The organism is Arthrobacter sp., from assembly GCF_048266065.1.
Taxonomy (GTDB): Bacteria; Actinomycetota; Actinomycetes; order Actinomycetales; family Micrococcaceae; genus Arthrobacter_H.
The window spans coordinates 142,914-168,387 of record NZ_JBLXAH010000003.1; the positions used below are offsets into that span (position 1 = coordinate 142,914).

The following is a 25,474-nucleotide window of genomic DNA, read 5'->3' on the forward strand; positions in this document are numbered from 1 at the left end:
TTCTCGGATGACGGCCCCGCGGGTGAACCTAGATGACCGGGGTGCCGTCGTGGTTGCGCTCCTCGATCAGGCGGCCATTGAGCAGGCGTTCGATCGCCGATCGGCCGACCACCCCGGATTCCTCGATGGAGATGTCATCGTCGCTGGGAATGTCCTCAACGTACGTCGATTCTACGTCCGCCGGACCCCGGCGCGGTGCTGCCCCGCCGCCGGGCGGGCCCGCGGTGCCGGCACCCCCCGTGCCGGACTCCTTGGCCTGTGCCTGGTTCAGCAGTTGCTGGTACCGGCTCATCGGCTTGCCGGGAGCCGGTTGCGGTGCCTCCCGCGTTGGGGTTGCCGGGGACGGGATGGACGACGACGGTGCCACGGCTCCCGGTGCAGGGGCCGCCGTCTGGCCCGGTGCCGGGGCTGCGGGTGCTGCAGCGGCGGGTGCCCCGGGGGCCGGTGCCGCGGGGGTGCCAGCCGGAGCCGGTGCTGCCGGACGTTCCGGCGAGGGGGCAACGCGCCGATTCGTCCCGGTGGGTTCCACGGGTGCCGGACCCGCGGGGCGTTGCCACGTCTCCCCGTTCGGGTCGGTGCCACCGCGCGTGGGTGGCTCGGCCGGCGGTCCGGAGGGAGCCGAGGCGGTCGCGGGCGCGTCCCACGGGGCGACCGGGACGTTGTCGCTGCCCCAGTCGTACCCGCCGTCGTCTTCGGGCTCGGGGCCGAAATCGGTGGGACCCTCGGCCGGTGCCGGTGCCGGTTCTGCCGTAGTGCGGTTGGACGGTGCCGAGGGCGTGGTGGAGCGTCGTTGGCGCAGGGCAGCGGCCGGTCCCGTGGCCGGGGGGCCACCGGTTCCGGGGTGCTGGGTTCCCGTCCCGGGAACCGGGGCGGCAGCCGCTGAAGGTCCACGGGACGTGGAAGGTGCCGGGGCCGCGGCTGCCTGCTGTGCCGGCGGGGCGGTCGGCGCCTGGTCGGGGGAGGGGGCCGTGGGCCGGGCATCCGCCACCGGGGCGGCCGTCGGGCGTACGGGTTCGGCTTCGGCGCGCGGCGGCGCTACCGGACCGCGGGACGCCGGCGCTGGCCGGCGCTCAGCTTTTGGGCCCGAACCACCCGCCGGAGCGGAACCCCCGGCGGTGATGACGATCTCCGGAGTGAGCCCCAAGACCTTGGTGATGCTGCGCTGGAGCAGCTCGATGTTGTCCTGCTTGGCGGAGAAGGCCTTCATGGGGCCGGGGTTGGCGAACGCCACCGTCAGCGTCCGGCCGTCGTAGCCAGCCAATGAGGCATGGGGCTGGATCGTCAGCCAGACGAACTTCTTCTCCTCACGCAGGGCGTCCATGATCTCCGGCCACGCCCGGCGGAACATCTCCACGGTGCCCGCGGCACCCGAGGTGGAGGCGGGCGGTGCATCGGCTGGGGACGTTTTCCCGGCCGGGACGGGTGCCGTGCCGGGGGCATCGGTTGTTGGCGGTTGTTCCCGGGCCGCAGTGCTGCGGATGTCCGGGGCGGGGCCCGCCGCCGGAATCGGGGCAGATGCCGGGGCCGGCACGTCGGATGCCGGCGCGTCGGAGGCCGGGGCTCCGGCGGCGTCGACGGGCCCCCAGGTTCCACCCCAGTCGGGCGATGGTTCGGCGGATGCTTCGGGGGCCGCGCTCCGGGGGGCTGCCGGTGCGGGTGCCGCCTCCGGGGCCGGCGAACCGGCAGTCGGTGCGTCCGGGGACGTGGCCGCCGGGCCGTCCGAGGTCCAGCGTTCGTCCCCGGTGCCCGGCGTGGTGGGCTCGTCGCGTGCCTCGCCGTCGACTGCGTCGGGTGATTCGCCGGTGGCTTCACCGGTGGGGGAACCGGCCGGCAGCTCTGCTGCGGGAGCCGCTGCTGCGGCCGGCTGGTCCTTGCCGCGGGCGGCCCGCAGAGCCTCGCGGACCGCGGCGGCGCCCTGGGGACCGGCAGCGGACTCGAAGCCGGCGGCGGCCGGTGAGGCCCCGCCGTCGTGCACTGGCTGTGGGGTGCCGGCGGGCTGTCCCGCGGGGACCTCGGGGACGTCGCCGGCGTAGCTGAGGCGGCGCTCGATCCGGTCCACCCGGGCGTTGATGCCGCGTTCGGTGGTGTCCGAGGCGGGCAGCAGCAGCCGGGCGCAGAGCAGTTCCAGGTGCAGGCGCGGGCTGGTGGCGCCGGTCATTTCGGTCAGCGCCTGGTTGGTGACGTCGGCGCTGCGGCTGAGTTCGGCGTGGCCGAGCAGCGAGGCCTGCTGGTTCATGCGGTGCAGTTGGTCCTCGGGCAGGCCGCGGATGACCTGGGCGGCGGACTCGGGCATGGCCTTGACGATGATTAGGTCGCGGAAGCGCTCGAGCAGGTCCTCCACGAACCGGCGCGGATCGTGGCCTGTCTGGATGACCCGGTCGACGGCGGAGAAGACGGTGGCCGCGTCCTGGGCGGCCATGGCGTCGACGACGTCGTCCAGCAGGGAGGCGTGGGTGTAGCCGAGCAGCGAGACGGCGAGCTCGTAGTCCAGCCCGTCGGGGCCGGCGCCGGCCATGAGCTGGTCCAGCACGGAGAGCGAGTCGCGCACCGATCCGCCGCCGGCGCGGATGACCAGGGACAGCACGCCGGGGGCGACCTGCACGTTTTCCTGGGTGCAGAGTCGTTCGAGGTAGGCCATCAGGGGTTCGGGCGGCACGAGCCGGAACGGGTAATGGTGGGTGCGCGAGCGGATGGTGCCGATGACCTTGTCCGGCTCCGTCGTGGCGAAGATGAACTTGATGTGCTCCGGCGGCTCCTCGACGATCTTCAGCAGGGCGTTGAACCCGGCCGAGGTCACCATGTGGGCCTCGTCGATGATGAAGATCTTGTAGCGGTCGCGGACCGGGGCGAAGGTGGCGCGTTCGCGCAGGTCGCGGGCGTCGTCGACGCCGCCGTGGGAGGCCGCGTCGATCTCGATGACGTCGAGGGATCCCGATCCGCCGGTCGCCAGTTCGCGGCAGCTGTCGCATTCCCCGCAGGGGGTCGCCGTGGGGCCCTGGGCGCAGTTCAGGCAGCGCGCCAGGATCCTGGCGGAGGTGGTCTTGCCGCAGCCGCGCGGGCCGGAGAAGAGGTAGGCGTGGTTGACCCGGTTCTTCGACAGGGCCGCCATCAACGGCGTGGTGACATGCTCCTGCCCGATCACGTCCGCGAAGGTGTCCGGACGATAGCGACGGTAAAGGGCTGTACTCACGCCCTGAAGCCTATCCGGTCCGCGGGGCTCATTGCATCCCTCCGGTGGGCGCGGGGAACCCGGTGAAGACCCAGGGTTCGCGGGGCAGTAGTGCCGGGTCGAAGGCCTCCAGTGCCTCGGCCAACGAGCCGCCCGGGAGGCCGACCGACTCCAACAGCACGGAGCGCACCCGCAGGGCGCCGACACCGTCGTCGCGCAGCTGGGCGAGGGTGACTGACCCGTCGCGCTTGGCCAGCCGTCGCCCCTCCGCGTTGAGCACCAGAGGGACGTGCGCGTACTGCGGGACCGCCGAGTCGGGGCCGGCGGCCGGAACGGCGCCCAGGCCCGCCAGCACGGTGGCCAGATGGGCCTGCCGCGGGGTGGAGGGCAGCAGGTCATCGCCGCGGACCACCTGGTCGATCCCCTGCAGGGCATCGTCGACCACGACTGCGAGGTTGTAGGCAGGGACGCCGTCGTTGCGGACCACGACAAAGTCATCGACCACGCCCGTGTAGTCGCCCTGCAGGACATCGGTGACGGTGAACCGGTCGATGTCGGTGCGCAGGCGCAGCGCGGCGGGGCGCTCGGCCCGCCGCGTCGAGCGTTCGGTTTCCGTGAGGTTCCTGCAGGTCCCCGGGTAGGCGCCGGGTGCCGCATGCGGTGCCGACGGGGCTTCGGCGATGTCGCGGCGGGTGCAGAAGCACTCATAGAGCAGCCCCGCCTCCTGCAGGGCGGCGATCGCTGCGCCGAAGCCGTCTGCGCGCTCGGTCTGGCGGACCACCGGGCCGTCCCAGTCCAGGCCGATGGCCCGCAGATCGGCCAGCTGGACCGCTTCGGCTCCGGCGCGGGCGCGGTCCAGGTCCTCGACACGGAGCAGGAAGCTGCGGTGTGTGCTGCGGGCGAAGAGCCAGGCCAACAGGGCGGTGCGCAGATTGCCCAGATGCAGTTCCCCGGACGGGCTGGGGGCGTAGCGTCCGGCGCCCATGGCGGCCTCCTGGCAGGTGGTGGTCGTAGGTGTCCCGGCAGTGTCCGGGAGCCGTCCCAGATTACGCCACGGGGCCGGGTCCCGATGGGGTGACGGGGGCTTGTGGGCGGCACGGTGCGCATGGCAGGATCTGCGCGGAAAGGTGTGTGGGATATGGAACGCGTGACAGGGATCGGCGGATTCTTCTTCCGCGCCGAGGACCCCGAGGCACTAGCCGACTGGTACGCATCGATGCTCGGCGTCGATCGCGTTCCGCTCTACATGGAGGACCAGCCGTGGACGCAGGAGGGTGGGGTGACGGCGTTTGCCCCCATGGGGCGCGAAACGACCATGCTGGGGGATGCCTCCCGGTCCTGGTCGATCAACTTCAGGGTCCGTGACCTCACGGCGATGGTTGCCCAGCTGCGGTCCGCCGGCGTCGAGGTAGAGGTCGACCCGGAAGCGTATGCGATGGGCCGTTTCGCCAGCCTGGCTGATCCCGAGGGAAACGTCGTCCAGCTCTGGGAGCCTGCCGTCAGGGAAAAGTAAAGACCCCTCATGCACCTGCCAGAGCCCACCTACCCTTGCTACCTTCCGGTCCTGGGGGAGTTCGGCGGGATGACACCACATGAGGGGCCGACAAATAGTGTACCTGAAATCGGGGTGTGCCCGGTCCGCAGCTACTTCTTCGCGGAGCGCTCGTCCTTCACCCCGTCGGCGATGGTCTGGGACTCGGGGGAGTAGGCGTAGAGCTTTCCGTCCTCGACGGAGACCCACCACTTGCCGCACAGATGGGTCGCATTTTCCTGCTGGTCCCGCGGCCACCAATCGGCTTCCAGGAGCGGGGTCGTGTATTGCTGTGCCGCCTCATCGGCCGCTTCCGAGCGGCTGGCGCCCTCGGCCACGAGACCACGTTCGATCTCGGAGGCGGTCGGCTTCCCGGGGGTTTTCAACGCCTTGCAGGTCCCGGGTGCCTTGTTCGTGGCCACGTCCATGACGAGGAGGCGTTCATTGCCGGTGGTGCGCTGTTCCTCCTTGATGTTCGTGGCGTCCTCCGGGGTCCAGGAGGGAAGGACCTTCTGGGCGTTGGAGTCCTGCAGGTCCTTGAAGTCGTATCCCTGGGTCTTGTCGTATTCGGATCCGGTGGGCAGGGAGAGCGCGCTGCATCCGGTGGCGCCCAGCAGGACGGCGCCGAGTCCGACGGTGGCGGCAATCGTTCGGGTGCGGGAAGTCAGTGTGGTGTTCATGGATCCAACGCTACGGAGCGCCGCGCGGTGGCACATCGGACCGGGGCCCCATCCGAACCAGTCGTCATCACCCCCTGGCATGACCGGGTGGTGCTGCCAGGGGATGAGGGGGTCCTGCTCCGATTCGGCCTGTGGGGAAATGTCCGGTAAGCTGGAGCCTGCTCTTTTGGGCAATCTGGAGGATTCGCCTAGCGGCCTATGGCGCACGCCTGGAACGCGTGTTGGGTTCACGCCCTCGGGGGTTCAAATCCCCCATCCTCCGCGGATACAAAAGCGGCTCTGACAAGCAACGATGTCGGAGCCGCTTTTGTTGTTCCGACACGCACCCCTGTCTGCTTTCGCACTTCGTGCCTAGCATGGGCAGTGGGTCCGTTGCCGGCCCGGTGGCGGACCGCCTGCCGGAGGGGAGCCCACCATGTCCACGCCATCCACCCAGACCCCAGCCCGCAATGTCGCGCAGCAGTTGATCGCCGCGCATCTGGTGGAAGGGGAAATGACGCCCGGCACCGAAGTGGGCATCTCCATCGACCAGACGCTGACGCAGGACGCCACGGGCACCATGGTCATGCTCGAACTCGAGGCCATGGGTCTCGAACGGGTGAAGACGGAACTCTCAGCCCAGTACGTCGACCACAACCTGCTGCAGACCGATGAGAAGAACCCCGAGGACCATCTGTTCCTGCAATCGGCAGCCCAGCGGTTCGGCCTCTGGTACTCCAAGGCCGGCAACGGGGTGTCCCACCCGGTCCACCAATCGCGGTTCGGCAAACCCGGGGCCACCATGGTCGGCTCCGACTCCCATACCTGCGCCGCCGGGGCCATCGGCATGCTCGCCGTCGGGGTTGGCGGTCTGGAAGTGGCCATGGCCATGGCCGGCGAGCCGTTGTATGTCACCATGCCGGAGATCTGGGGCATCGAACTCACCGGCACATTGCCGGACTGGGTTTCGGCCAAGGACGTCATCCTCGAGATGCTCCGCCGCCACGGGGTGAAGGGCGGCGTGGGCCGGATCATCGAATACCACGGTCCGGGACTGGAGGGCCTGACGGCCATGGACCGCCACGTCATCGCGAACATGGGCGCCGAACTGGGCGCCACCACCACCGTCTTCCCCGCGGACGCGGCCGTCCGGGACTTCCTCGAGGCCGTCGGGCGTGCGGATGACTTCACCGAGCTGGTCGCCGATGCGGGGGCAACCTACGATGTCACCGACTCCATCGACCTCTCGGCCCTGGAGCCGCTCATCGCCAAGCCGTCATCGCCGGGCAACGTGGTGACCGTGGCCGAAGCCGCGGGTGAGGACGTCTTCCAGGTGGTGGTCGGCTCCTCCGCGAACCCCGGTCTGCGCGACTTCGCCGTCTTCGCCGAGATCCTCTCCGGGCGCCAAGCCCACCCGCAGGTCTCCGTCGACGTGAACCCCACCTCGCGCGAGGTCCTGGCTGACCTCATCGCGGGCGGCTGGCTCACCCAGCTGGTTGGTTCCGGCGCCCGCATCCACCAGTCGGGCTGCATGGGCTGCATCGGCATGGGCCAGGCTCCGGCGATGGGGCGGAACAGCCTGCGCACCATGCCCCGGAACTTCCCCGGACGCTCCGGAACCGAGGAGGACGCCGTCTGGTTGTGTTCACCGGAGACGGCTGCCGCCGCGGCCCTGACCGGGAAGATCACCGACCCGCGTGAGCTCGGCCGTGACCTGGGCCTGGACTACCCCCACCCCGACCTGCCGGGGAAGTTCAGCCAGAACACCGACATGCTCCAACCCCCGCTGGACCCGCAGGAGGCGTCCTCCGTAGACCTGGTGAAGGGATCCAATATCTCCTCCCTGCCCGACTTCGACGCCGTTGCCGACGACCTCGACCTGCCGATCCTGCTGCAGATGGATGACAACGTCTCAACCGACGAGATCATGCCGGCGGGCTCGCGCGTGCTGCCCTTCCGCAGCAACATCCCGAAGATCGCCGAATTCAGCTTCACCCGCATCGACGCCGACTATCCCGCGCATGCGAAGGAAGCCGAGGGCGGACACGCCGTCGTTGCCGGCGAGAACTATGGCCAGGGCTCCTCCCGCGAACACGCGGTCATTGCCCCGCGCTACCTGGGGCTGCGGGTCGTGGTCGCCAAGTCCTTCGCGCGCATCCACTGGCAGAACCTGGCCAATTTCGGCATCCTCGCCCTGGAATTCACCGACCCGGCTGATTACGACGACGGGGCCGCCGGTGCCCGGCTCGTCATCAAGGGACTGCACGGCCAGCTCGCGGCAGGTCGGGAGATCACCGCCACGTTGGGCGGCGAGGAGGTCACGTTGCGGCACAATCTCTCCGATCGCCAGGTGAAGATGGTCCTGGCCGGCGGCCGGATCCCCGCCGCTGCCGCCTCCTAGGAGGGGTGGCGGGTCCCCGCTCTGCACCCCTAGAGTGTGACCCAAGCCACCTCCGGAACGTCAGTTCGGGGAGGGGACGCTGTGCGGAAGGAACACCACCATGACCCCACCAGCCTCGTCCGCGGGACGGGAGCACACCATCGGCTCCGTCCTGCGTCGGTCCGTCTCACGCAATGAGGGTGCCATCGCCATCCGCTTCGAGGACCGGGAATGGACCTATGCGCAGCTGGAGCAGGCGGTCCACCGGGTGGCACGGCGGCTGCTGGATCACGGCCTTCCCGCGGGGGCGCGCATTGCCGCGTACGGCGCGAATTCGGATGCCTATGCCATCTTGTACCTGGCCTGCGCCGAGGCCGGAATGGTCCACGTCCCGGTGAACTTCGCCCTCAAGGGCGACGAACTTGCCTACATCCTCGAGGACTCCGACGCCCGACTCGTCGTGGTCGATCCGGCGCTGGCTCCACTGCTCGACCAGATCCGCAGTGAGGGTCGGGCCAGCGGAACCCGGGATGTCTGGTCGATGCTTCCCGCAGATGGAGGCGGGCAGCCATCGGTGCTGGAGTCCGCGCTGGACACCTCCGCTGAGCCGGCCCCGGTCGACGCCCCCGTCACGGGAGGGGACCTGCTCCAATTGCTGTACACCTCAGGCACCACCTCGGCCCCGAAGGGTGCCATGATGACCCATGCGGCGCTGGTCGCCGAGTACGTCTCCAGCGTCATCGCCTTGGACTTCACGGCGGAGGACCGTCCCCTCGTGGCGATGCCGCTCTACCACTCGGCGGCGATGCACGTGTTCCTGCTGCCCTACCTGTCGCTGGGTGCCACCGTGCGGCTGATTGCCCGTCCGGACATCACAGAGATCCTGCGCCTGGTGGAGGAGGAGCATATCGGCTCGTTGTTCCTCGCGCCCACCGTCTGGGTTCCGCTGAGCAACCATCCGGACATGGACAGCCGGGATCTCTCCTCGCTGGCCAAGGCCCAGTACGGGGCCTCCATCATGCCGGTGACGGTGCTGCAGCGGTTGCGCTCGCGCTACCCATCGATCGGCTTCTACAACTGCTTCGGCCAGTCCGAACTCGGTCCGCTGTGCACGGTGCTGCGGCCCGAAGAGCATGAGGCCCGCCCCGCCTCCTGCGGCCTGCCGGTCTACAACGTCGAAGCGCGCGTGGTCACCGCCGACGGCACCATCGCCGCAGCCGGTGAACCCGGGGAGATCCAGTACCGTTCACCGCAATTGATGTCCGGCTATTGGAACAAGCCGGATGCCACCGCCGAGGCCTTTTCCGACGGATGGTTCCGTTCCGGGGACCAGGTCACCCGTGACGCGCAGGGCTACATCCAGGTCGTTGACCGGATCAAGGACGTCATCAACACCGGGGGCATCCTCGTGGCCCCGCGTGAAGTGGAGGACTGCATCTACGAGATCCCCGGCGTCGCCGAGGTGGCTGTCGTGGGAGTCGCCGACGAACGCTGGATCGAAGCCGTCACCGCAGTCGTCGTCCTCAAGGAGGGGGCCTCGCTCACCGCCGAAGGGGTGCGGGCGCACGTCAAGTCCCGGATCGCCGACTACAAGGTCCCCAAACGGGTGGACTTCGTTGCCGAGCTGCCGCGCAACCAATCGGGAAAGCTGCTCAAACGCGAACTGCGGGCCGAGCGAAGTACCGGACAGCGGTGAGCCTGCCGCCGAACGAAAACCCGCCGGCGATCCGCACCGAGCGGCGCCCCGGCGTGGTGCGGATCGTCCCGGACCGTTCAGGGGGCGGCAACGCCCTGACCGAGCGGATGGCCGTCGAGGTGCTTCAGGCACTGCGCGAGGCAGAAGCCGATCCCACGGTGCACGTGTTGACGCTGACCGGAAGTGGACGCTTCTTCTGTGGGGGCGGGGATGTCGCGGACATGGCCAGCTGCCCGCAGGATCGCCGGCCGGCCTTCATCGCCTCGCTGGCCAACGCCGCGCACGAGCTGGCCTGGGCCCTGGTCACGAGCCGGCTGCTGGTGATTGCCGGTGTCAACGGATCCGCTGCCGGTGCCGGGCTGGGGCTGATCCTCAATGCCGACTGGGTGCTGGTGGCCGAGGAGGCTTCCCTGTTGGCCGCCTACTCGAATCTGGGGCTGTCACCGGATACCGGGGTGTCCTACCTGCTGCCCCGCCTGGTCGGGCACCAACGGGCCGTCGACTTGACCCTGGGACGACGCCGGCTCTCCGGCAATGAGGCGGTGGAGTGGGGACTGGCCAATGCCTCGGCCCCGGCACAGGTCTTCGCGGCCGAGCTGGCCGTGGCGGAAGATGGCTTCCTCCAGGGTGCCGTCCAGGCCCTGGCACCCACCAAGCAGCTGCTCCGCGCCGGAACGCTGGAGGGGTACCGCGAGCACTTGCGCGCCGAAGCCGAGAGCATCTCCATGCTGTCCGGACACCCTGATTCGGTGCGGCGCGTGGACCGGTTCGCCGGCCGCTGAACGACGGACGGCATGGTCCCGCGTGGCTAGACTGGCCGTGTCCGCGTCCCGGCACCGGAAGGCCACCATGAGCACTGCTGATTCACCCCTGGACGATATTGCGCTCACCTTCAACGACGGGACCGCGACCACGTTCGGTGGGGCCTTCGGTGGACAGGTCGTGCTGGTCGTCAACGTTGCCTCCAAATGCGGTTTCACCCCGCAGTACCAGGGGCTGGAGGAGCTCTACACGGCCCATCGCGAACAGGGACTGGCCGTCCTCGGCGTCCCGTGCAACCAGTTCAAGGGCCAGGAGCCGGGGACGGACGCGGACATCGAGCAGTTCTGCCAGGTCAACTACGGGGTGACCTTTCCGCTGACCCGCAAGGCCGAGGTCAATGGGCCAGGGGCACACCCCCTCTACCGCGAACTGACCACCTACCCCTCGGGCACCGTCGAAGACGTCTCGTGGAATTTCGAGAAATTCCTCGTTGGCCGGGACGGGCAGGTCCTGGGGCGGTTCGCATCCAACGCGGAGCCGCTCTCCAAGGAACTGGTCGACGCGGTGCGCGCCGCGCTCTAGCCGGCGCCGTAGAGCCTGACGATCCCCCGGATGGCGGTCTCGTAGGTGGCATCCCAGGTGGCCTCCAGGCCCGGGACGCCGACCTGGGCCAGCTCCAGGCTGACCAGTCCGTGGACCTGTCCCCAGATGGCCGCGGCGACCAGATGCGCCGGCTCCTTCGGGCCGGCTTGTCCCAGCAACGTGGCCACCGTGGTGTGCAGTGGCCCGATCGACGACGCGGCGATGTCTTCCGCGGGCCGGCAATCGAAGCCCGCGGCCGCCGCCCCGCCGAACATGAGGCCATACAGGGCGCGGTGCCCCAGCGCCCACTGCCGGTAGGCGCGACCCAGGGCTGCCAGCCCGCCGCTGGCGGCCCGGCGTTGGGAATCGCCGAAGGAGATGAAGGCCTCCTCGATCACCGCGGTGAGCAGCTCTGCCTTCCCGCCGAAGAGTGAATAGATGGCGCTGGTCGACGTCCCCGCCGCGGCCGCCACATCACGCAACACCAGGGCGGAGGGGCCGCGCTCGCAGATCTGCTCGGTGGCCGTGGACACCAGTCGGGCGCGCAGTGCCGCATCGTGGATCACAGGTCTTGCCATGGGCCCCATTGTTCCATAACATCGTTCCATAACGATGTTACGCAACGAATCGAGGGCAGTGGTCATGGCGGCAGCGGTGGAAACGGGGAGGTATACGGCAGTTCCCGACCGGGAAACGGTGACGGTGTTCCTGATCGGGATGCGTGCCAACCGGTGGTGGAAGGTCCTGCCCGTCGTCCGCACTGCGGCCGCGATGCCCAGGATGTTGCGTCATCTGGCGGGGGATCCCGAGGCAGGCCTGCTCGGCTACCACCAATGGCTGGGGCGGACGACCATCCTGCTCAGTTATTGGAAGAGCCCGGACCATCTGCAACGCTTCGCCGCCGACACGGATGCCCCGCATCTGGGTGCCTGGCGCCAGTTCACGCAGCAGTCGGCCGGCAGCGGCGATGTCGGGATCTGGCACGAGACCTACCAGGTGAAGGCCGCGGACCAGGAGTCCATCTACACCGACATGCCGGCCTGTGGGCTCGGGGCCGCCACGCGTCGCGCCCCCGTCGGGCGGGGAACACATACGGCCCGCCAACGCCTGGGACGCCCGGCGGGAGCACCTAGAACTCGATGACCTGGCGGACGGCACGCCCGGCGGCGAGCTCGTCCATCGCCTCGTTGATGTCCTCCAGTGCGATGTGCCGGGTGATGAGGCGCTCCAGCGGCAGCTTTCCGGCCCGCCACAGCTCAACAAAGCGCGGGATGTCCCGGGCCGGGACGGCCGATCCGAGGTAGGAGCCGATGATCGAGCGGGCCTGGGCCGTCAGGCCCAACGGGCTGATCCGTGAGATGGCGTCGGGGGCCGGCAGGCCCACGGTGACCGTCGTCCCGCCGGGACCCGTGAGCCCCACGGCCGTCTCAAACGCGACGGGGTGCCCGGCTGCCTCGATGACGTAGGGGGCGGACGCGTTGTTTTTGGTGGCCTGGTCCGGGGTCAGAGCCGCATCGGCCCCGAGCTCGCGGGCCAACTCGAGCTTGTCCGGCTGCTGGTCGATGCCGGTCACCCGCCCGGACGTGACGGCGCGGGCCACCATGAGTGCGGCCATGCCGACGCCGCCCAGGCCGACGACGATGATGTCGTCTTCCGGGCCGGGGCGGGCCGCGTTGAGCACGGCACCGCCGCCGGTGAGCACCGCGCATCCCAGCACCGCCGCAATCTCCGGTGGGACGTCGGCATCGACGGGAACCACGGAACGGCGGTCCACGACGGCGCCCGTCGCGAACCCGGAAACCCCCAAATGGTGGTGGATCGGTTCGACGTCTGCGGCTGCCCCGCGGCTCAGGCGACGTCCGCCGCCGAGCAGTTCGCCGGCGTTGTTGGACGCGCTGCCGGCCGAGCAGGGCAGCCGGCCATCGGTGGCGCACTCCGGGCATTGACCGCAGCGGGGCAGGAAGACCATGACCACCCGTTGGCCGATGTCGAGGTCGTCCACGCCCTCGCCCAGCTCCTCGACAATCCCCGCCGCCTCGTGCCCCAGCAGCATCGGCACGGGGCGGACCCGGTTGCCGTCCACCACCGACAGGTCCGAATGGCAGACCCCTGCCGCCTCGATCCGGAGGCGGACCTCACCGGGCCCCGGGGCGTCCAGGGTGAGTTCCTGGATGCGCAGGGGAGTGGAGTCGGCGAACGGCCGCCCCGCGCCGATCGTCTCGAGGACCGCTCCGCGGATCATGGTCGTTCCCTCTGCTGTGATGCCAGTCATGCCAATACCTTATGACGTGCATCAGAACAGCGTCGGCTGTGGTTCCAGTCCCTGCGCGGCTCCCGGAGCGGGAGTAGCCTGCCGATGGACGCCGGTCTGCCGTGCGGCACTGCCGCGGGTGAAGCGCCGGGACGCCGGGGAATCCCCGTCCGGCCGCGCGTCCAGGCCATGACGCCGAAGCAACGGCTTGATCCGCCGGGCCAGCCAGCCCCGGTAGTCGGCGGGCGCGTAGGAGGAGCGTGCGTACATCGACCGGTAGGCGCTGCCCAGGTGCGGGTATTCACGGTCGATCCAGGTCAGGAACCATTCGCGGGCACCGGGACGCAGGTGCAGTGCGCCATAGATGACACTGGAGGCCCCGGCTTCCTTCAACCCCGCCAACGCGGCATCCAGATGGTCGGTCGAATCCGTGAGGTAGGGCAGGATCGGCATGAGGAAGGCCGTGACGTTGAAGCCGCGGTCGGCCGCCGCGCGGACCGTGGCCAGGCGTGCGGCCGTGGTGGGCGTGCCGGGTTCGACCCGCTGCTGCAGGTCGTCGTCGAAGATCGCGATCGACATCGAGATGTCGACCGGCACCTGGTGGGCTGCCTGCTCCAGGAGCGGGAGGTCGCGACGCAGCAGCGTGCCCTTGGTCAGGATCGACATCGGGGTGCCATGCTCGGCCAGCGCGGAGATGATGCCGGGCATCAACGCGTAGCGGCCTTCGGCGCGCTGGTACGGGTCGGTGTTGGTGCCCAGGGCGACCAGTTCGTGGCCCCACCGCGGTTTGGCGACCTCTGCGCGCAGGACATCGGCGATGTTGACCTTGACGATCACCTGGGAATCGAAATCCTTCCCGGCGTCCAGGTCCAGGTAGCGGTGCGTGTTGCGGGCGAAGCAGTAGACACAGGCGTGCGAGCAGCCGCGGAACGGGTTGACCGTCCAGCTGAAGGGCATGTGGCTCGACGCGGGGACCTTGTTCAGTGCCGACTTGGCCAGTACCTCGTGGAAGGCCATGCCCGCGAATTCGGGGGTCCGCACCGTCCGGACCAGCCCACGCACACCGAACAGCTCCGGCGGCGGCGCGTCGGAGGCCGTCGCCGATTCCACGTTCTGGGAGCTCCACCTCATGCCCTCGATTAGAACACGTGTTCTAATGCGCGGCAAGCGGGGTGGTGCCGGCGTCGTGCAGGTGTTTCCTGGGCAGCTGTTATTTGGCCAGTTCCGGGTAGTGGATCCGCGCCGTCTCCGGGTGGGCGCGCAGCCAGCCCTTGAGGACGTTGGCGCCGTAGGAGGAGAGCATCGGGTTGGACGGGTCGTCGGAGACGCCGCGTGCGTGGGCTGCCAGTTCCGCGGGCAGCGGGACGGTGTCGATGACCGAATCCAGCCGTGGTGACCAGAAGAAGGGCACCGAGTAGCGGTCGACGCCGGGCGCCGGGGCGGTCACGCGGTGAATGGTCGCCATGAGGTAGCCGTTGGTGGCGACCTCGAGCATCTCGCCCAGGTTGACCACCAGCGCGCCGGAGATCGGCTCGACGGTGATCCAGTCGTCCTGGCCGTATGGCTTGACCTCCAGGCCGCCGACGAGGTCCTGCAGCAGCAACGTCACGAATCCGTAGTCCGCGTGCAGGCCCACGCCCTGCGTGCCGGCCTCGGGCACCTGGCCGCCGACGTAGTGCACCAGCTTGCCCATCCAGGCGGGGGCGGCCTCGAAGGGCTCGGCGAAATAGTCCTCGGGCAGGCCCAGTGAAACGGAAATCGCCGACAACAGCTCGGCGCCCACGGTGGACATCAGGTCGGCCCAGGCCATGGCCACGCGCTCGAGCTCGGGGAAGGAAGCGGGCCACTGGTTCGGGCCCTGCAGGTTCAGATAGGGGCGGTCCTCCGGGTAGGACTCCAGTGCCGCGCGCTCGGGGCCGTAGTCGATCTGCTCGCGGGAGTCGGCGCGGCCCTGTGTCATCTCCTTGCCCAGGCGGGTGTAGCCGCGGAACTGGGCCGAGGTGCGGTTGTCCAGCTTCAGCCGCTCCTGCAGCGGGAGCTTGAAGAAGGCGTCCATGGTGTCCAGCAGTTCCTGCGCCTGGCCATCGGCGGCCCCGAAATCGGTGAGCTGGAAGAACCCGACATGGTGCGTCGCGTCGCGCAGCGCGTCGATGAAGTCCGGGTTGAAGCTGCCGTCTGCACTGCGTGCCGTGGAGAAATCCAAGACGGGAACTGAGGTGCGCACAATAGTCATGGACGTAACGTTAGGCCCGTTTTGCCGTGCTTGGACAGCAACCGTTACGTCCCGTTCCGTCATATTGCCCCATGTTTCGAAACCCTTGACATGTGGATTGACGCCTCGGCCCCGGCAGGTCGCTGTTACATCCGGCGTCCGGGTTCCCTAAGCTGGAGCGGTGATCTTCAAAGCAGTCGGCGACTCCCGCCCCTACCCCGACCACAGTCTCGTCACACCCCGGGACTGGGCCGATGTGGCCCCGCGTCAGGTGCGCCTGGATGAGCTCGTGACGACCAAGACCACCCTGGACCTCTCGGCGCTGCTGGCGGAGGACTCCACCTTCTTCGGGGACCTCTTCCCCCACGTGGTGCAGTGGCGCGGCACGCTGTATCTGGAGGACGGGCTCCACCGGGCCGTCCGGACCGCCCTGCACCAGCGTTCGGTGATGCATGCCCGCGTCCTGGAACTGGAGGACTGAACCGGTGCCACGCGACAAGGACACCGAGGACTGGCACGGGCACCGCATCGTCACCGAGGACGACCTGGCCGAGGGGTTCACCGACCACGATCCAGAACATGTGGACAACCCGCGCTACTACCGGCGCCGGCTGCTGCACGGCATCGTGCTGGGCGTGCTGGCCGCCGTGCTCATCGCCGCGCTGGTCCTGGCCTATCTGGTCAAGACGCGTCAGGTGGTGATCCCCGCGCTGGAGCCCCCGGCGGCCTCGACGGCGGCGGCCCCCACCCATGACCCCATCGCCGCAGCCTGCCCGCAGGAGATGCTGCCCTACGCGCAGCCGAAGGACGTGACGGTCAACGTGCTCAACGGCACGAAGACCCCGGGGCTCGCCGGTGCCACCGCCCAGGTCCTGAAACAGCGTGGATTCCGGATCGGCGATGTGGGGAACGCGAAGCTGAACAACTCCAAGATCGTCGCCGCGGTGGTCTCCGGCACCTCGGGCCGTTCGAAGGCCCTGACCGTGCAGCGCCAACTCCCCGGCACCGAATACGTGAAGGACGCCAAGCGCAGCGCCGACACCGTCGATCTGATCATCGGGGACAAGTACAACATCAAGAAGATCCTGCCCAAGGGCAAGGCCAAGACCCGCGATGGCCGGCTCAGCTGCCCGCTGGCCGTGAAGGCCGCCCGCGTCAAGGCGCAGAAGGAGGCGGCCTCCTCGGAGGCTGCGGCGTCGGAGGCGGCGAAGCCCTAGTCGCGGCCCTAGTTGCAGCCCTCGGGCCCGCAGACCGGGCCATCGGCACCCGCGGGGGCGCCGGCGTCGTTCCGCGCATTCACCATGGTCAGCGGCGCCTTCTCTTGCCAGGCGGTTCGCAGCGCCTCGGCGAAGTGCTCGGCGGGTTGGGCGCCGGAAATGCCGTACTTCATGTCCAGCACGAAGAATGGCACGCCCGTGATGCCCAGGGCGCGGGCCTGGCCGAAGTCGGCCTCGACCTCCGCCCGGTATTGATCCGACCCCAGCACCTGCACGACGGCGTCCCCGGGTAGCCCGGCTTCCCCGCCCAGGGTGCGCAGCACCTCTGCCGAGCCGATGTCCAACCCCTTCTCGAAGTGCGCCGAGAGCAGCAGTTCCTTCAGCTCGCCGGCCTTGCCGTGCTCGGCGGCCAGGTGGAGCAGGCGGTGCGCGGTGAACGAGTTCGCCGGGCGCAGCGCCTCGAAGTCATAGGAGAGTCCCTCGCCGGCGGCCTGCGTGGTGACGTGGGAGAGCATCTGGGAGACCTGTGCGGGGTCCATGCCCTTCATCTGGGCGAGGTATTCGGCCTCGGTGCCGTCGTAGTGGGCGGGCAGCGAGGGATCCAGCTGGTAGCTGTGCCAGGTGACATCGACCTGGTCGCGGAACTCGAGGGAGCCCAGGGCGGATTCGAAACGGCGTTTGCCGATGAAGCACCAGGGGCAGGCGATGTCGGACCAGATGTCAACTGAAAGGCGGGGAGAAGTCATGCAATCTTCAACCTCTCCCCGCCGGTGGCTATTCCCGGATCAGTTCTGCCAGAACGGGTAGTCGATGTATCCAGCCGGGCCCTCGGTGTAGAACGTGGAGGCGTCCGGGGCGTTCAACGGCAGGCCCTCGCGCCAGCGGCGCACCAGATCCGGGTTGGCAATCGCCGGGCGGCCGACCACCACCGCGTCGCCCCACCCGTTCGCGGCCACCGCTGCGGCATCGTCGAAGGTGGTGACCGTCTGGAATCCGGTGTTGAGCAGGACCGGGCCGCCAAAGCGTGAGCGCAGGTCCTGCACCAGGGCACCCGCCGGATCGGCATGCAGGATGCTCAGGGCGGCCAGGCCCAGCGGGGCAATCCCGTCCACCAGGGCACCGTACGTGGCGGCCACGTCGGCCGGATCGGTTTCCAACGCGCCCTGGACGTTGTGCTCAGGGGAGATGCGCAGCCCGGTGCGTCCGGCACCGATCGCCTCGGCGACCGCGGTGACGACCTCGATGACGAAGCGGGCACGGTGTGCGGGGGATCCGCCATACCCGTCGGTGCGCACGTTGGCGCTGGGTGCGAGGAATTCGTGCAGCAGGTAGCCGTTGGCGCCGTGCAGCTCCACGCCGTCGAATCCTGCCTCGATGGCGTTGCGCGAGCTCTGGACGAATTCCGCGACGATGCCCGGCAGCTCTGCGGCCGTCAGGGCGTGGGGGACCGTATAGGCGTGCTTGCCGGAGTAGGTGCGCGAGAGGCCGTCCACCGCGATGGCGCTGGGGGCCACGACATGCTCCTGTCCGGTGGTCTCCGGATGGGTGACCCGGCCGGCGTGCATGACCTGGGCGACGATCAGGCCACCTTCGGCGTGGACGGCGCCGGTGACGCGCTTCCACCCGGCGATCTGCTCCGGGGTCGCGAGACCGGGCTGGCGGACGAAACCCTGGCCGGTGGCGCTGGGGTACACGCCTTCGCTGACGATCAGGCCCATGGAGGCGCGCTGGCGGTAGTACTCGACCACATCGTCCGTCGGCACCCCGTCAACTGAGGAACGGGAACGGGTCAGCGGTGCCATGACCAGCCGGTTGGCCAGCTCGAGGTCACCAAGTGTGAGGGGGTGGAACAGGTTCATGGGTGGGGACTCCTGACGTCGTGGGGTTGCCTGATGCAACAACGCCGTCCGTCCGGTGCATTCCCCGGATGGTCCCGGAGTGACCGGCCCCACGGTGCCGCGTGCTCAGTCCCGGCTGTGGACGCCCCCGCGGATCCACGGGCCCACCAGCTCCAGGCCGACCTGGTGGCGGACGGGGCCATACACGCTGAATTCCCCGTAGACGGGGTGGTTCACGTCCAGGCGTTCCAGCCCGTCGGCCGGATCGGATTCCGCGCCACCGGCCAATCCGAGGGCACGGACCGCCTTGTCGGGTGCCTTCGAGGAGCTGGCGACGGCCACGCCGCCGACCATCCAGGCCTCGCCGAGGGCGGAGAAGCGGGCCGGTCCGCGGACAAGGAAGGTCCCGGCCTCCGGGGTCTTGACCAGGGCCTGGACGGGCAGGTCCTCGCGGAGCGCCGAGCAGGCGAGCTTCACGGCAGCGAGATCGCGCTTGGCGGTGGCCGGCAGGTCGTCCAATGAAGTGGGTGCGTCCAGTTCGGGGGCTTCGGCCGTGGTGGGGGTTGGCAGGGCGCCGTCAAGGAACGTGTCGACGAAGTCGCGCTCGCCGATCACCGGGATGCCGTAATCGCGGGCCTTGCGGGCCTTGGAGGATTCCACGTCCGGGTCACCGGCGACGAGCAGGCTGGTCTTCTTCGACACCCCCGGACCGACGACGAAACCTGCGGCGGTGACGGCCTGGGCCAAGTCGTTCTTGTCGATCGTCTCCAACGACGTGAAGACGACCTGGTCGCCGGGTTCGAGGGTGATGTTCTCCATGGGTTCCAGCCTACTGTGAGTACGCAGGCACCCGTCAGTCCCGGACGGGCACCTGCTGCAGCGCCCAGGTGTTGCCATCGGGGTCGGCGAAGTAGACAAAGCGGCCCCAGGGCTGCTCGTCGACCTCACTGGCGTCGACGCCGCGCGCCAGCAATTCGTCGCGGGCCGCGTCGGCATCGGCGATGACCAGCTGCAGACCACGTTGGGTCCCGGGGGCCATGTCGGTGATGCCCGTGCCGATCACCACCGAGCAGGCGGACCCGGGTGGGGTGAGCTGGACGAAGCGCAACTGGTCGGTGACCTGGAAGTCGTGGTCGGCAACGAAGCCGACCCGGTCGACGTCGCTGACCGGCACGGGAACGAGCTCGAGTTTCATGTCCATGGGCCTCAGGATAGGCGTCCACCGGCGGTGTGGACAGGACAGTTGCGACGCAGCCCCCGGGTGGAAGACTGGGCCCATGCCCCCGGTGCTGCTGATCGTCCTGTATCTGATCGTCCTGTGTTCGGCCTCCGTGGCCTGGCAGTTCCGGCGCGCACCGAGGCGGCAGCCGGTGCCGCGTCCGTGGGCGACCCTCGTTGCGGTTGTGGTGGTGGCGGTGCCGTCGCTGGTGCAGTTATCGGTCGCCCCCGGCCTGCTGGCGGCCTGGGAGCGCGATCCCGGGGCGACGGCGCAGGGGCAGGCCTGGCGGCTGGTGACGGCGTTGCTGGTCCAGGACGGCGGGTGGACCGGGACGGTTTTCAACCTGGCGATCCTCCTGTGGATCGGCGTCATGGCCGAGTCGACGTGGGGCAGTCGGCGCTGGGTGGTGATCGGCCTGTGCTCGGGCATCGGTGCCCAGTGGTGGGGATGGCTCGTCCAGCCGGTGGGCGCGGGGAATTCGGTGGTGGTCTTCGGTCTGGCTGCCTCGTTGCTGGTCCTCGGGGTGGCCGGACCGGCCCGCGTGCCCCGTGTGGCCGGGGCGGTGGGACTGCTGGCTGTGGTGGTCCTTTTGGTGGGCGGCGACCTCCACGGCGGGGCGGCTGCCCTCGGTGCGCTGGTCGCCATCGCACTGTTGGTGCGTGCGGGGAACCGGGCCCGGCTCACACCACGCGGTGGATCGGATCCCGACCGCCCGCCAGGCCCCTGACCTGCTCCACGGCGATCCCGGTAGCCAGCCGCAGGAATTCATCCGTGTTACCTGCCATGTGAGGGGTGACCAGGCACCCGGGGGCACCCCACAATGGATGGCCTGCGGGAAGCGGCTCCGGATCGGTGACATCGAGGGCCGCGCGCAGCCGTCCGGCGGCCAACTCGGCGAGGAGGGCATCGGTGTCGACCACGGCGCCGCGGCCGATGTTGACCAGCAGGGCACCGTCGGGCAGGGCGGCCAGGAACTTCTCATCCACGAGCCGCTCGGTGGCCGGCGTGTGCGGGAGGGTCACGACGACGACGTCGGCACGGGGTAGCACCGCGGGGAGCTCGTCCACCGCGTGGACGCGCAGCCCGGCGCCGGTGGTCCGTGCCCGGGAAGCCACCGGGATGATCGCTGCCGGCCTGAAGGGCTCCAGCCGGGACACCACTTCGCGTCCGACCCCGCCATGGCCCAGGACCACGACGGTCGAGCCGTGCAGGGACGTCGTCCACAGCGGGGCCCACTCGCCCCGGCGCTGCTGCCCCACGGCGGTCGGGAGGGCGCGCAGCGAGGCCAGGATCAGGGCCAGCCCGTGTTCGGCCGTCGCGTCCTCGACGGCTCCGCGCGAGTTGCTGACCGTGACGCCGGCGGGCAGGTGCTCCAGCACCCACTCGTAGCCGAGCGAGAGCAGGTGCACGTGGCGCAGCCCGGCGATCTGGGCGATCCGTGGGCGGTGTTCGTGCCGGCGGGGACGTTCGGTGATCAGGACGTCGGCCTCCGGCGCCGGCAGGCCGCCATCATCGATGTGCCAGACGACCGCTTCCACCCCCGGACCGCCGACGGCCTCCGCCAGGGCGGCCGAGGGGACCAGGACACGTAATGGCACGGATTCACCTCTTGCGCTCGTCCGGGTGGGCCGGTTCGGGGCACCACCTCAGGTGGACCAGCCTACAAGCGGACGATGTCACGACCACCACAGGCCACCCAGGAACAGTGCGCTGCCGACGACGGCCCCGGCCAGCACCTGGGTCGGGGTGTGATGACGAACCTCGACGCGCGACCAGCCCACCACCATCGTCAGCAGCAGCGCGATCGCCGCACCCCAGGGAGGGCCGGAGAAGACGCTGAGCCAGATGAGGGAGGCCACCGCAGTATGCACCGAGAGCTTCCAGCGCAGGTTGACGACGGCGCAGACCAACAGGCCGGCCAGGATCACGGCCATCGCCCGGAACACCGCGGCCGGAGCGTGCAGCAGGACCTCGGCACCGTAGCCGATCAGCAGCGAAGCCGCGGCAAAGACGAACACCGGCCAGCGTTGTGAGCGTTCCCTGACATGAAGATCGGTGACGCTGCCACGTCGTTTCATCCACACCAGGAACAGCCAGGGGAACCCGACGGTGAACACTGCCGCGACGAATCCCTGCAGCCAACTGGCCTCCGGGGCGCGCAATGGCAGCAGCAGCAGGTAGACGCCGACCAGCACCGCCGGGGACAAGGCATGCGTGACGGCCCAGGCCAAACGGGATCCTGCGGACCAGGATCCCGTGGTGGGGGCATCGGCGTCGGGAACCATCTGCCACCTCCGGGGCTCCGCGCCCGGAGCCTCCGGGCGGCAGGTCCATCCTAGGGTGTCGGCCCGGCACTGGACTCCCTGCAGATCTCTGGGACGATCGGATCATGACGAACCATCAGATGGTACTGACCTCCGATCTGGCCCGTGCGGCCCGCGCGCTGACGCAGGTCTCGCCCCGGGCCATCGCCCGGGAGGCCGGGTTGGAGAAGAAGCAGCTCCGGGAGTTCGAAAAGGGCAACCAGCCGCTGGCCGCCGAACCGGCAGCCAGCCTGCTTCGGGCGCTGGAACACTTTGGCGTGGCCTTCATCCCCGATGACGAGCAGGGCGGATACGGGGTCCGCAGGAAATACAACGCGGCGAAGGTCCGCCGCCTGGAAACCTGGGAGGACGAGGGCGGTCCCGCCTTCGAGGACGACATCTAGGCGGCGGCCGCAGCGTTAAATGAACGACGGACCCCGGGAAGCAAGCTCTGCCGTGTGGGGTCCGTCGTGGTGGGGGGGACCGCCCGCCCCGCGCCGGCCGGAGCCGGGTCCAATGGAGGGGGAACATCGCGGGGCGGGAGGTGGCTGGTCAGGCGTCGATGGTGGCCTTCGCCTTCGACTGGCACAGGAACCGGGTGTAGGCCGGGACCGTGAGGAACGCGGGGTAGGCCTCGCGCAGGGCGCATTCGTCGAAGATCTCGCGGGCGTCGGCGAACCGGTCACCCTCGAAGCGCTCCATCTTGGCGAACTCGTCGTCGACGATCTCCTCGACGAACTCGGTGGTGATGAGCTCGCCCTCGTCGGTGACGGCGCCCTGGTGGATCCACTGCCAGATCTGCGAGCGGGAGATCTCGGCGGTGGCCGCATCTTCCATCAGGTTCTGCAGGGCCACTGCACCGTTGCCGCGCAGCCAGGATTCGATGTAGCGGATCCCGATCTCCACGTTCATGCGCACGCCGTTCTCGGTGATCAGCCCCTGCGTGCCGGCAATGTCCAGCAGCGACTTGTCATCCGGGATGACGTCCTCACGCTGGCGATCCAGCTGGTTGGGCCGGCCACCGAGGGTCTCGTCGAACACCTCGCGGGCCACCGGAACCAGGTCCGGGTGGGCCACCCAGGAACCGTCGAAGCCGTCGGCCGCCTCGCGGGTCTTGTCGGCACGGACCTTCTCGAACGCCACCGCGTTGATGGCCTCGTCGCGGCGGTTCGGGATGAAGGCGCTCATCCCGCCGATCGCCATCGCTCCGCGGCGGTGGCAGGCCCGCACCAGCTGCTCGGTGTAGGAGCGCATGAACGGGGCGGTCATGGTCACCATCGCCCGGTCCGGCAGCACGAACCGCGGCCCGCGGCTGCGGAAGTTCTTGATGACGGAGAAGATGTAGTCCCAGCGTCCGGCGTTCAGCCCGGCCGAGTGGTCGCGCAGCTCGTAGAGGATCTCCTCCAGCTCGAACGCCGCGGTGATGGTCTCGATGAGCACCGTGGCACGGATGGTTCCCTGCTCGATCCCCACGGCGTCCTGGGCGAAGACGAACACGTCGTTCCAGAAGCGCGCCTCCTGGTGGTTCTCGATCTTCGGCAGGTAGAAGTACGGGCCGCGGCCGGCGGCGATGAGCCGCTGCGCGTTGTGGAAGAAGTACAGCCCGAAGTCAACCAGCGAGCCGGAGGTCGACTTGCCGTTGATGGTCAGGTGCTTCTCCGGCAGGTGCAGGCCACGGGGGCGGACCACAATCGTCGGCAGGTCGGTCAGCTGCTTGCCCGTGACCGTGTATTCCTTGCCCTCGGGCGAGGTGAAGTCGAGTTCGCCGTCGAGCACCGCGCGCAGGTTCAACTGTCCGCCGATGACGTTCTGCCAGGTCGGGGTGGACGCGTCCTCGAGGTCGGCCAGCCACACCTTGGCTCCGGAGTTCAGGGCGTTGACAGCCATCTTGCGGTCCGTCGGCCCGGTGATCTCCACCCGGCGGTCCTCCAGCCCGGGGGCCACGGGGGCCACGCGCCAGGAGTCGTCCTCGCGGATGTGGCGCGTCTCCTCCAGGAAGCGGGGGTCCTCACCGGCGGCGATCTGGCGGCGGCGGGTTTCGCGGGCCGCCAGCAGTTCCTGGCGGCGCGGCTCGAATTCGGCGTGGAGCTTCGCCAGGAAGTCCATGGCCTGGGGGGTGAGGATCTGCTCCTGCCGGCGGACCGGGGAAGCGTTCAGCGTGATGCCGTTCAGGGTGATGGGGTCGTTCATGGCGGTTCTCCTTCAAAAAGTGTGGGGTACGACGCCGGTGCCTCCTGCCTCGCGGAGGAGGCACCGGCGTCGGGCTCTGCTTAGTGGAACTGGCCGGCCTCGGTGGATCCCACCAGGGCCAGGGTGGACGCGTTGGGGTTCAGCGTCGTCGCGATCTGGTCGAAGTAGCCGGTGCCGACCTCGCGCTGGTGCTTGGTGGCGGTGTAGCCGGCGGCCTCGGAGGCGAACTCGCGCTCCTGGAGCTCGACGTAGGCGCTCATGCCCTTCTCGGCGTAGCCGGAGGCCAGGTCGAACATCGAGTGGTTCAGGGCGTGGAAGCCGGCGAGGGTGATGAACTGGAAGGTGAAGCCCATGGCGCCGAGTTCGCGCTGGAACTTCGCGATGGTGGCATCGTCGAGGTGCTTCTTCCAGTTGAACGACGGCGAGCAGTTGTAGGCGAGCATCTGGTCCGGGTGCTCGGCCTTGACCGCCTCGGCAAACTTCTTGGCCAGCTCCAGGTCCGGGGTCCCGGTCTCCATCCAGATGAGGTCGGAATACGGGGCGTAGGCCTTGGCCCGGGCGATGCAGGGTTCGATCCCGTTGCGGACCTTGTAGAAGCCCTCGGCGGTGCGCTCGCCGGTGATGAACTCGGCGTCGCGCTCGTCGACATCGGAGGTGATCAGCGTGGCGGCCTCGGCGTCGGTGCGGGCGATGATGACGCTCGGGGTGTCCATGACGTCGGCTGCCAGGCGGGCCGCGTTCAGGGTGCGGATGTGCTGGCCCGTCGGGATGAGGACCTTGCCGCCGAGGTGGCCGCACTTCTTCTCCGAGGCGAGCTGGTCCTCCCAGTGCACGCCCGAGGCGCCGGCGGTGATCATGGACTTCATCAGCTCGTAGGCGTTCAGCGGGCCACCGAAGCCGGCCTCGGCGTCGGCGACGATCGGGACCAGCCAGTCCTCGACCGACTGGACGCCCTCGGCGAACTCGATCTGGTCGGCACGCTGCAGCGCGTTGTTGATGCGGCGGACCACCTGCGGCACCGAGTTGGCCGGGTAGAGCGACTGGTCCGGGTAGGTCTGTCCTGAGAGGTTCGCGTCGGCGGCGACCTGCCAGCCGGACAGGTAGATGGCGCGCAGCCCGGCCTTGACCTGCTGCACTGCCTGGTTGCCGGTGAGGGCGCCGAGCGAGTTGGTGTAGGCGCCGGTCTTGGCTTCTTCGGTCAACTGGTTCCAGAGCTTCTCGGAACCGCGGCGGGCCAGCGTGTTCTCCTCGACGACGCGGCCCTGCAGGCGGACGACCTCGGCTGCTGTGTACTCACGGGTGAGCCCTTCCCAGCGGGGGTTGGCGCTCCACTCCAGCTCCAGGGCCTGCTCGCGTTCCGCGGCGGTCTGCTGGTTCTGCGTCATGTCGTTCTCCTCTGGTTCGCCGATGGTGTTTCGGTGTTTTTCTGCGTAGTGATTACTTTTCGCGATCCGCAAGGGGTTAT

The 25,474-nt window shown here is 69.3% G+C and carries 25 protein-coding genes, 1 tRNA gene and 1 other RNA gene; 11 read left to right on the top strand and 16 right to left on the bottom strand.

Going from position 1 to position 25,474, the window contains the following annotated elements; translation table 11 throughout:
• Nucleotides 1-28 precede the first annotated feature (28 nt).
• Entirely contained in the window at nt 29-3,190 is a 3,162-nt protein-coding gene (locus ACN0TP_RS06160; RefSeq protein WP_417217755.1) for a DNA polymerase III subunit gamma and tau, read from the bottom strand.
• A gap of 28 nt (nt 3,191-3,218) precedes the next feature.
• Nucleotides 3,219-4,154 carry a tRNA glutamyl-Q(34) synthetase GluQRS gene (gene gluQRS, locus ACN0TP_RS06165; RefSeq protein ID WP_417217756.1) on the bottom strand — a complete coding sequence of 312 codons (936 nt, stop codon included), beginning with the start codon at nt 4,152-4,154 and terminating at the stop codon, nt 3,219-3,221.
• A 153-nt stretch (nt 4,155-4,307) separates the two neighbouring features.
• On the opposite strand from gluQRS, the gene ACN0TP_RS06170 reads away from it, so the two are divergent.
• Nucleotides 4,308-4,682 (top strand): VOC family protein, encoded by a 375-nt coding sequence (locus ACN0TP_RS06170; RefSeq protein WP_417217758.1) that lies wholly within the window; start codon nt 4,308-4,310, stop codon nt 4,680-4,682.
• Here the strand turns inward: ACN0TP_RS06170 and ffs are convergent.
• Nucleotides 4,678-4,774: signal recognition particle sRNA small type (ffs, locus tag ACN0TP_RS06175), an RNA gene on the bottom strand. The two genes, ACN0TP_RS06170 and ffs, sit on opposite strands and share 5 nt — an antisense overlap.
• A gap of 39 nt (nt 4,775-4,813) precedes the next feature.
• Complete coding sequence (locus ACN0TP_RS06180; protein ID WP_417217760.1) at nt 4,814-5,380, bottom strand: hypothetical protein; 567 nt, start codon at nt 5,378-5,380, stop codon at nt 4,814-4,816.
• A gap of 177 nt (nt 5,381-5,557) precedes the next feature.
• On the opposite strand from ACN0TP_RS06180, the gene ACN0TP_RS06185 reads away from it, so the two are divergent.
• The 5 genes from ACN0TP_RS06185 to ACN0TP_RS06205 all read left to right on the top strand — a co-directional run bounded on the left by ACN0TP_RS06185 (nt 5,558) and on the right by ACN0TP_RS06205 (nt 10,779).
• Nucleotides 5,558-5,642: transfer RNA gene (locus ACN0TP_RS06185), tRNA-Ser, on the top strand.
• A 153-nt stretch (nt 5,643-5,795) separates the two neighbouring features.
• Nucleotides 5,796-7,760, top strand: coding sequence for an aconitate hydratase (locus ACN0TP_RS06190; protein ID WP_417217762.1), 1,965 nt, complete (start codon nt 5,796-5,798; stop codon nt 7,758-7,760).
• A 100-nt stretch (nt 7,761-7,860) separates the two neighbouring features.
• Nucleotides 7,861-9,435 (top strand): fatty acyl-CoA synthetase, encoded by a 1,575-nt coding sequence (locus ACN0TP_RS06195; RefSeq protein ID WP_417217763.1) that lies wholly within the window; start codon nt 7,861-7,863, stop codon nt 9,433-9,435.
• Nucleotides 9,432-10,217, top strand: coding sequence for an enoyl-CoA hydratase/isomerase family protein (locus ACN0TP_RS06200; RefSeq protein WP_417217764.1), 786 nt, complete (start codon nt 9,432-9,434; stop codon nt 10,215-10,217). Before ACN0TP_RS06195 ends, ACN0TP_RS06200 begins: the two co-directional genes overlap by 4 nt.
• Before the next feature lie 67 nt (nt 10,218-10,284).
• Entirely contained in the window at nt 10,285-10,779 is a 495-nt protein-coding gene (locus ACN0TP_RS06205) for a glutathione peroxidase (protein WP_417217766.1), read from the top strand.
• On the opposite strand, the gene ACN0TP_RS06210 is transcribed toward ACN0TP_RS06205, so the two are convergent.
• The gene (locus tag ACN0TP_RS06210) at nt 10,776-11,357 is read right to left on the bottom strand and encodes a TetR-like C-terminal domain-containing protein (protein WP_417217768.1); all 582 of its coding nucleotides are present in this window, start codon (nt 11,355-11,357) and stop codon (nt 10,776-10,778) included. The genes ACN0TP_RS06205 and ACN0TP_RS06210 overlap by 4 nt on opposite strands.
• A gap of 34 nt (nt 11,358-11,391) precedes the next feature.
• On the opposite strand from ACN0TP_RS06210, the gene ACN0TP_RS06215 reads away from it, so the two are divergent.
• Entirely contained in the window at nt 11,392-11,922 is a 531-nt protein-coding gene (locus ACN0TP_RS06215; protein WP_417217770.1) for a DUF4188 domain-containing protein, read from the top strand.
• Here ACN0TP_RS06215 and ACN0TP_RS06220 read toward each other — a convergent pair.
• The 3 genes from ACN0TP_RS06220 to ACN0TP_RS06230 form a co-directional block, all read right to left on the bottom strand.
• Complete coding sequence (locus ACN0TP_RS06220; RefSeq protein WP_417217772.1) at nt 11,909-13,051, bottom strand: alcohol dehydrogenase catalytic domain-containing protein; 1,143 nt, start codon at nt 13,049-13,051, stop codon at nt 11,909-11,911. The two genes, ACN0TP_RS06215 and ACN0TP_RS06220, sit on opposite strands and share 14 nt — an antisense overlap.
• Before the next feature lie 21 nt (nt 13,052-13,072).
• Complete coding sequence (locus ACN0TP_RS06225; RefSeq protein WP_417217774.1) at nt 13,073-14,161, bottom strand: Rv2578c family radical SAM protein; 1,089 nt, start codon at nt 14,159-14,161, stop codon at nt 13,073-13,075.
• A 79-nt stretch (nt 14,162-14,240) separates the two neighbouring features.
• Complete coding sequence (locus ACN0TP_RS06230; protein ID WP_417217776.1) at nt 14,241-15,263, bottom strand: isopenicillin N synthase family dioxygenase; 1,023 nt, start codon at nt 15,261-15,263, stop codon at nt 14,241-14,243.
• 160 nt (nt 15,264-15,423) lie between these two features.
• Between ACN0TP_RS06230 and ACN0TP_RS06235 the strand changes: the two genes are divergently transcribed.
• The gene (locus ACN0TP_RS06235; protein WP_417217778.1) at nt 15,424-15,723 is read left to right on the top strand and encodes a type II toxin-antitoxin system VapB family antitoxin; all 300 of its coding nucleotides are present in this window, start codon (nt 15,424-15,426) and stop codon (nt 15,721-15,723) included.
• 4 nt (nt 15,724-15,727) lie between these two features.
• Entirely contained in the window at nt 15,728-16,459 is a 732-nt protein-coding gene (locus tag ACN0TP_RS06240; protein ID WP_417217780.1) for a LytR C-terminal domain-containing protein, read from the top strand.
• An 8-nt stretch (nt 16,460-16,467) separates the two neighbouring features.
• Here the strand turns inward: ACN0TP_RS06240 and ACN0TP_RS06245 are convergent, their stop codons facing one another.
• From ACN0TP_RS06245 to ACN0TP_RS06260, 4 genes are all read right to left on the bottom strand, one after another.
• The gene (locus ACN0TP_RS06245; protein WP_417217782.1) at nt 16,468-17,205 is read right to left on the bottom strand and encodes a DsbA family oxidoreductase; all 738 of its coding nucleotides are present in this window, start codon (nt 17,203-17,205) and stop codon (nt 16,468-16,470) included.
• A gap of 39 nt (nt 17,206-17,244) precedes the next feature.
• A complete protein-coding gene (locus tag ACN0TP_RS06250; RefSeq protein ID WP_417217784.1) occupies nt 17,245-18,318 on the bottom strand; it encodes an alkene reductase in 1,074 nt (357 codons plus the stop codon).
• A gap of 105 nt (nt 18,319-18,423) precedes the next feature.
• Nucleotides 18,424-19,116 (bottom strand): BRCT domain-containing protein, encoded by a 693-nt coding sequence (locus tag ACN0TP_RS06255; protein ID WP_417217786.1) that lies wholly within the window; start codon nt 19,114-19,116, stop codon nt 18,424-18,426.
• A gap of 34 nt (nt 19,117-19,150) precedes the next feature.
• Complete coding sequence (locus ACN0TP_RS06260) at nt 19,151-19,498, bottom strand: VOC family protein (RefSeq protein ID WP_417217788.1); 348 nt, start codon at nt 19,496-19,498, stop codon at nt 19,151-19,153.
• Nucleotides 19,499-19,574: 76 nt separating this feature from the next.
• Between ACN0TP_RS06260 and ACN0TP_RS06265 the strand changes: the two genes are divergently transcribed.
• A complete protein-coding gene (locus ACN0TP_RS06265) occupies nt 19,575-20,243 on the top strand; it encodes a rhomboid family intramembrane serine protease (protein WP_417217790.1) in 669 nt (222 codons plus the stop codon).
• Here ACN0TP_RS06265 and ACN0TP_RS06270 read toward each other — a convergent pair.
• Together ACN0TP_RS06270 and ACN0TP_RS06275 are read right to left on the bottom strand one after the other, a co-directional pair.
• Entirely contained in the window at nt 20,197-21,114 is a 918-nt protein-coding gene (locus ACN0TP_RS06270) for an NAD(P)-dependent oxidoreductase (RefSeq protein ID WP_417217792.1), read from the bottom strand. The genes ACN0TP_RS06265 and ACN0TP_RS06270 overlap by 47 nt on opposite strands.
• A gap of 78 nt (nt 21,115-21,192) precedes the next feature.
• Nucleotides 21,193-21,801, bottom strand: a complete 609-nt coding sequence (locus tag ACN0TP_RS06275; RefSeq protein ID WP_417217794.1) for a phosphatidic acid phosphatase — start codon at nt 21,799-21,801, stop codon at nt 21,193-21,195.
• A gap of 104 nt (nt 21,802-21,905) precedes the next feature.
• On the opposite strand from ACN0TP_RS06275, the gene ACN0TP_RS06280 reads away from it, so the two are divergent.
• Nucleotides 21,906-22,223 (top strand): XRE family transcriptional regulator, encoded by a 318-nt coding sequence (locus ACN0TP_RS06280; protein WP_417217795.1) that lies wholly within the window; start codon nt 21,906-21,908, stop codon nt 22,221-22,223.
• Between the two features lie 148 nt (nt 22,224-22,371).
• Here the strand turns inward: ACN0TP_RS06280 and aceB are convergent, their stop codons facing one another.
• Nucleotides 22,372-24,009 (bottom strand): malate synthase A, encoded by a 1,638-nt coding sequence (gene aceB / locus ACN0TP_RS06285; RefSeq protein ID WP_417217797.1) that lies wholly within the window; start codon nt 24,007-24,009, stop codon nt 22,372-22,374.
• Nucleotides 24,010-24,089: 80 nt separating this feature from the next.
• Complete coding sequence (gene aceA / locus ACN0TP_RS06290) at nt 24,090-25,394, bottom strand: isocitrate lyase (protein ID WP_417217799.1); 1,305 nt, start codon at nt 25,392-25,394, stop codon at nt 24,090-24,092.
• Nucleotides 25,395-25,474 lie beyond the last annotated feature (80 nt).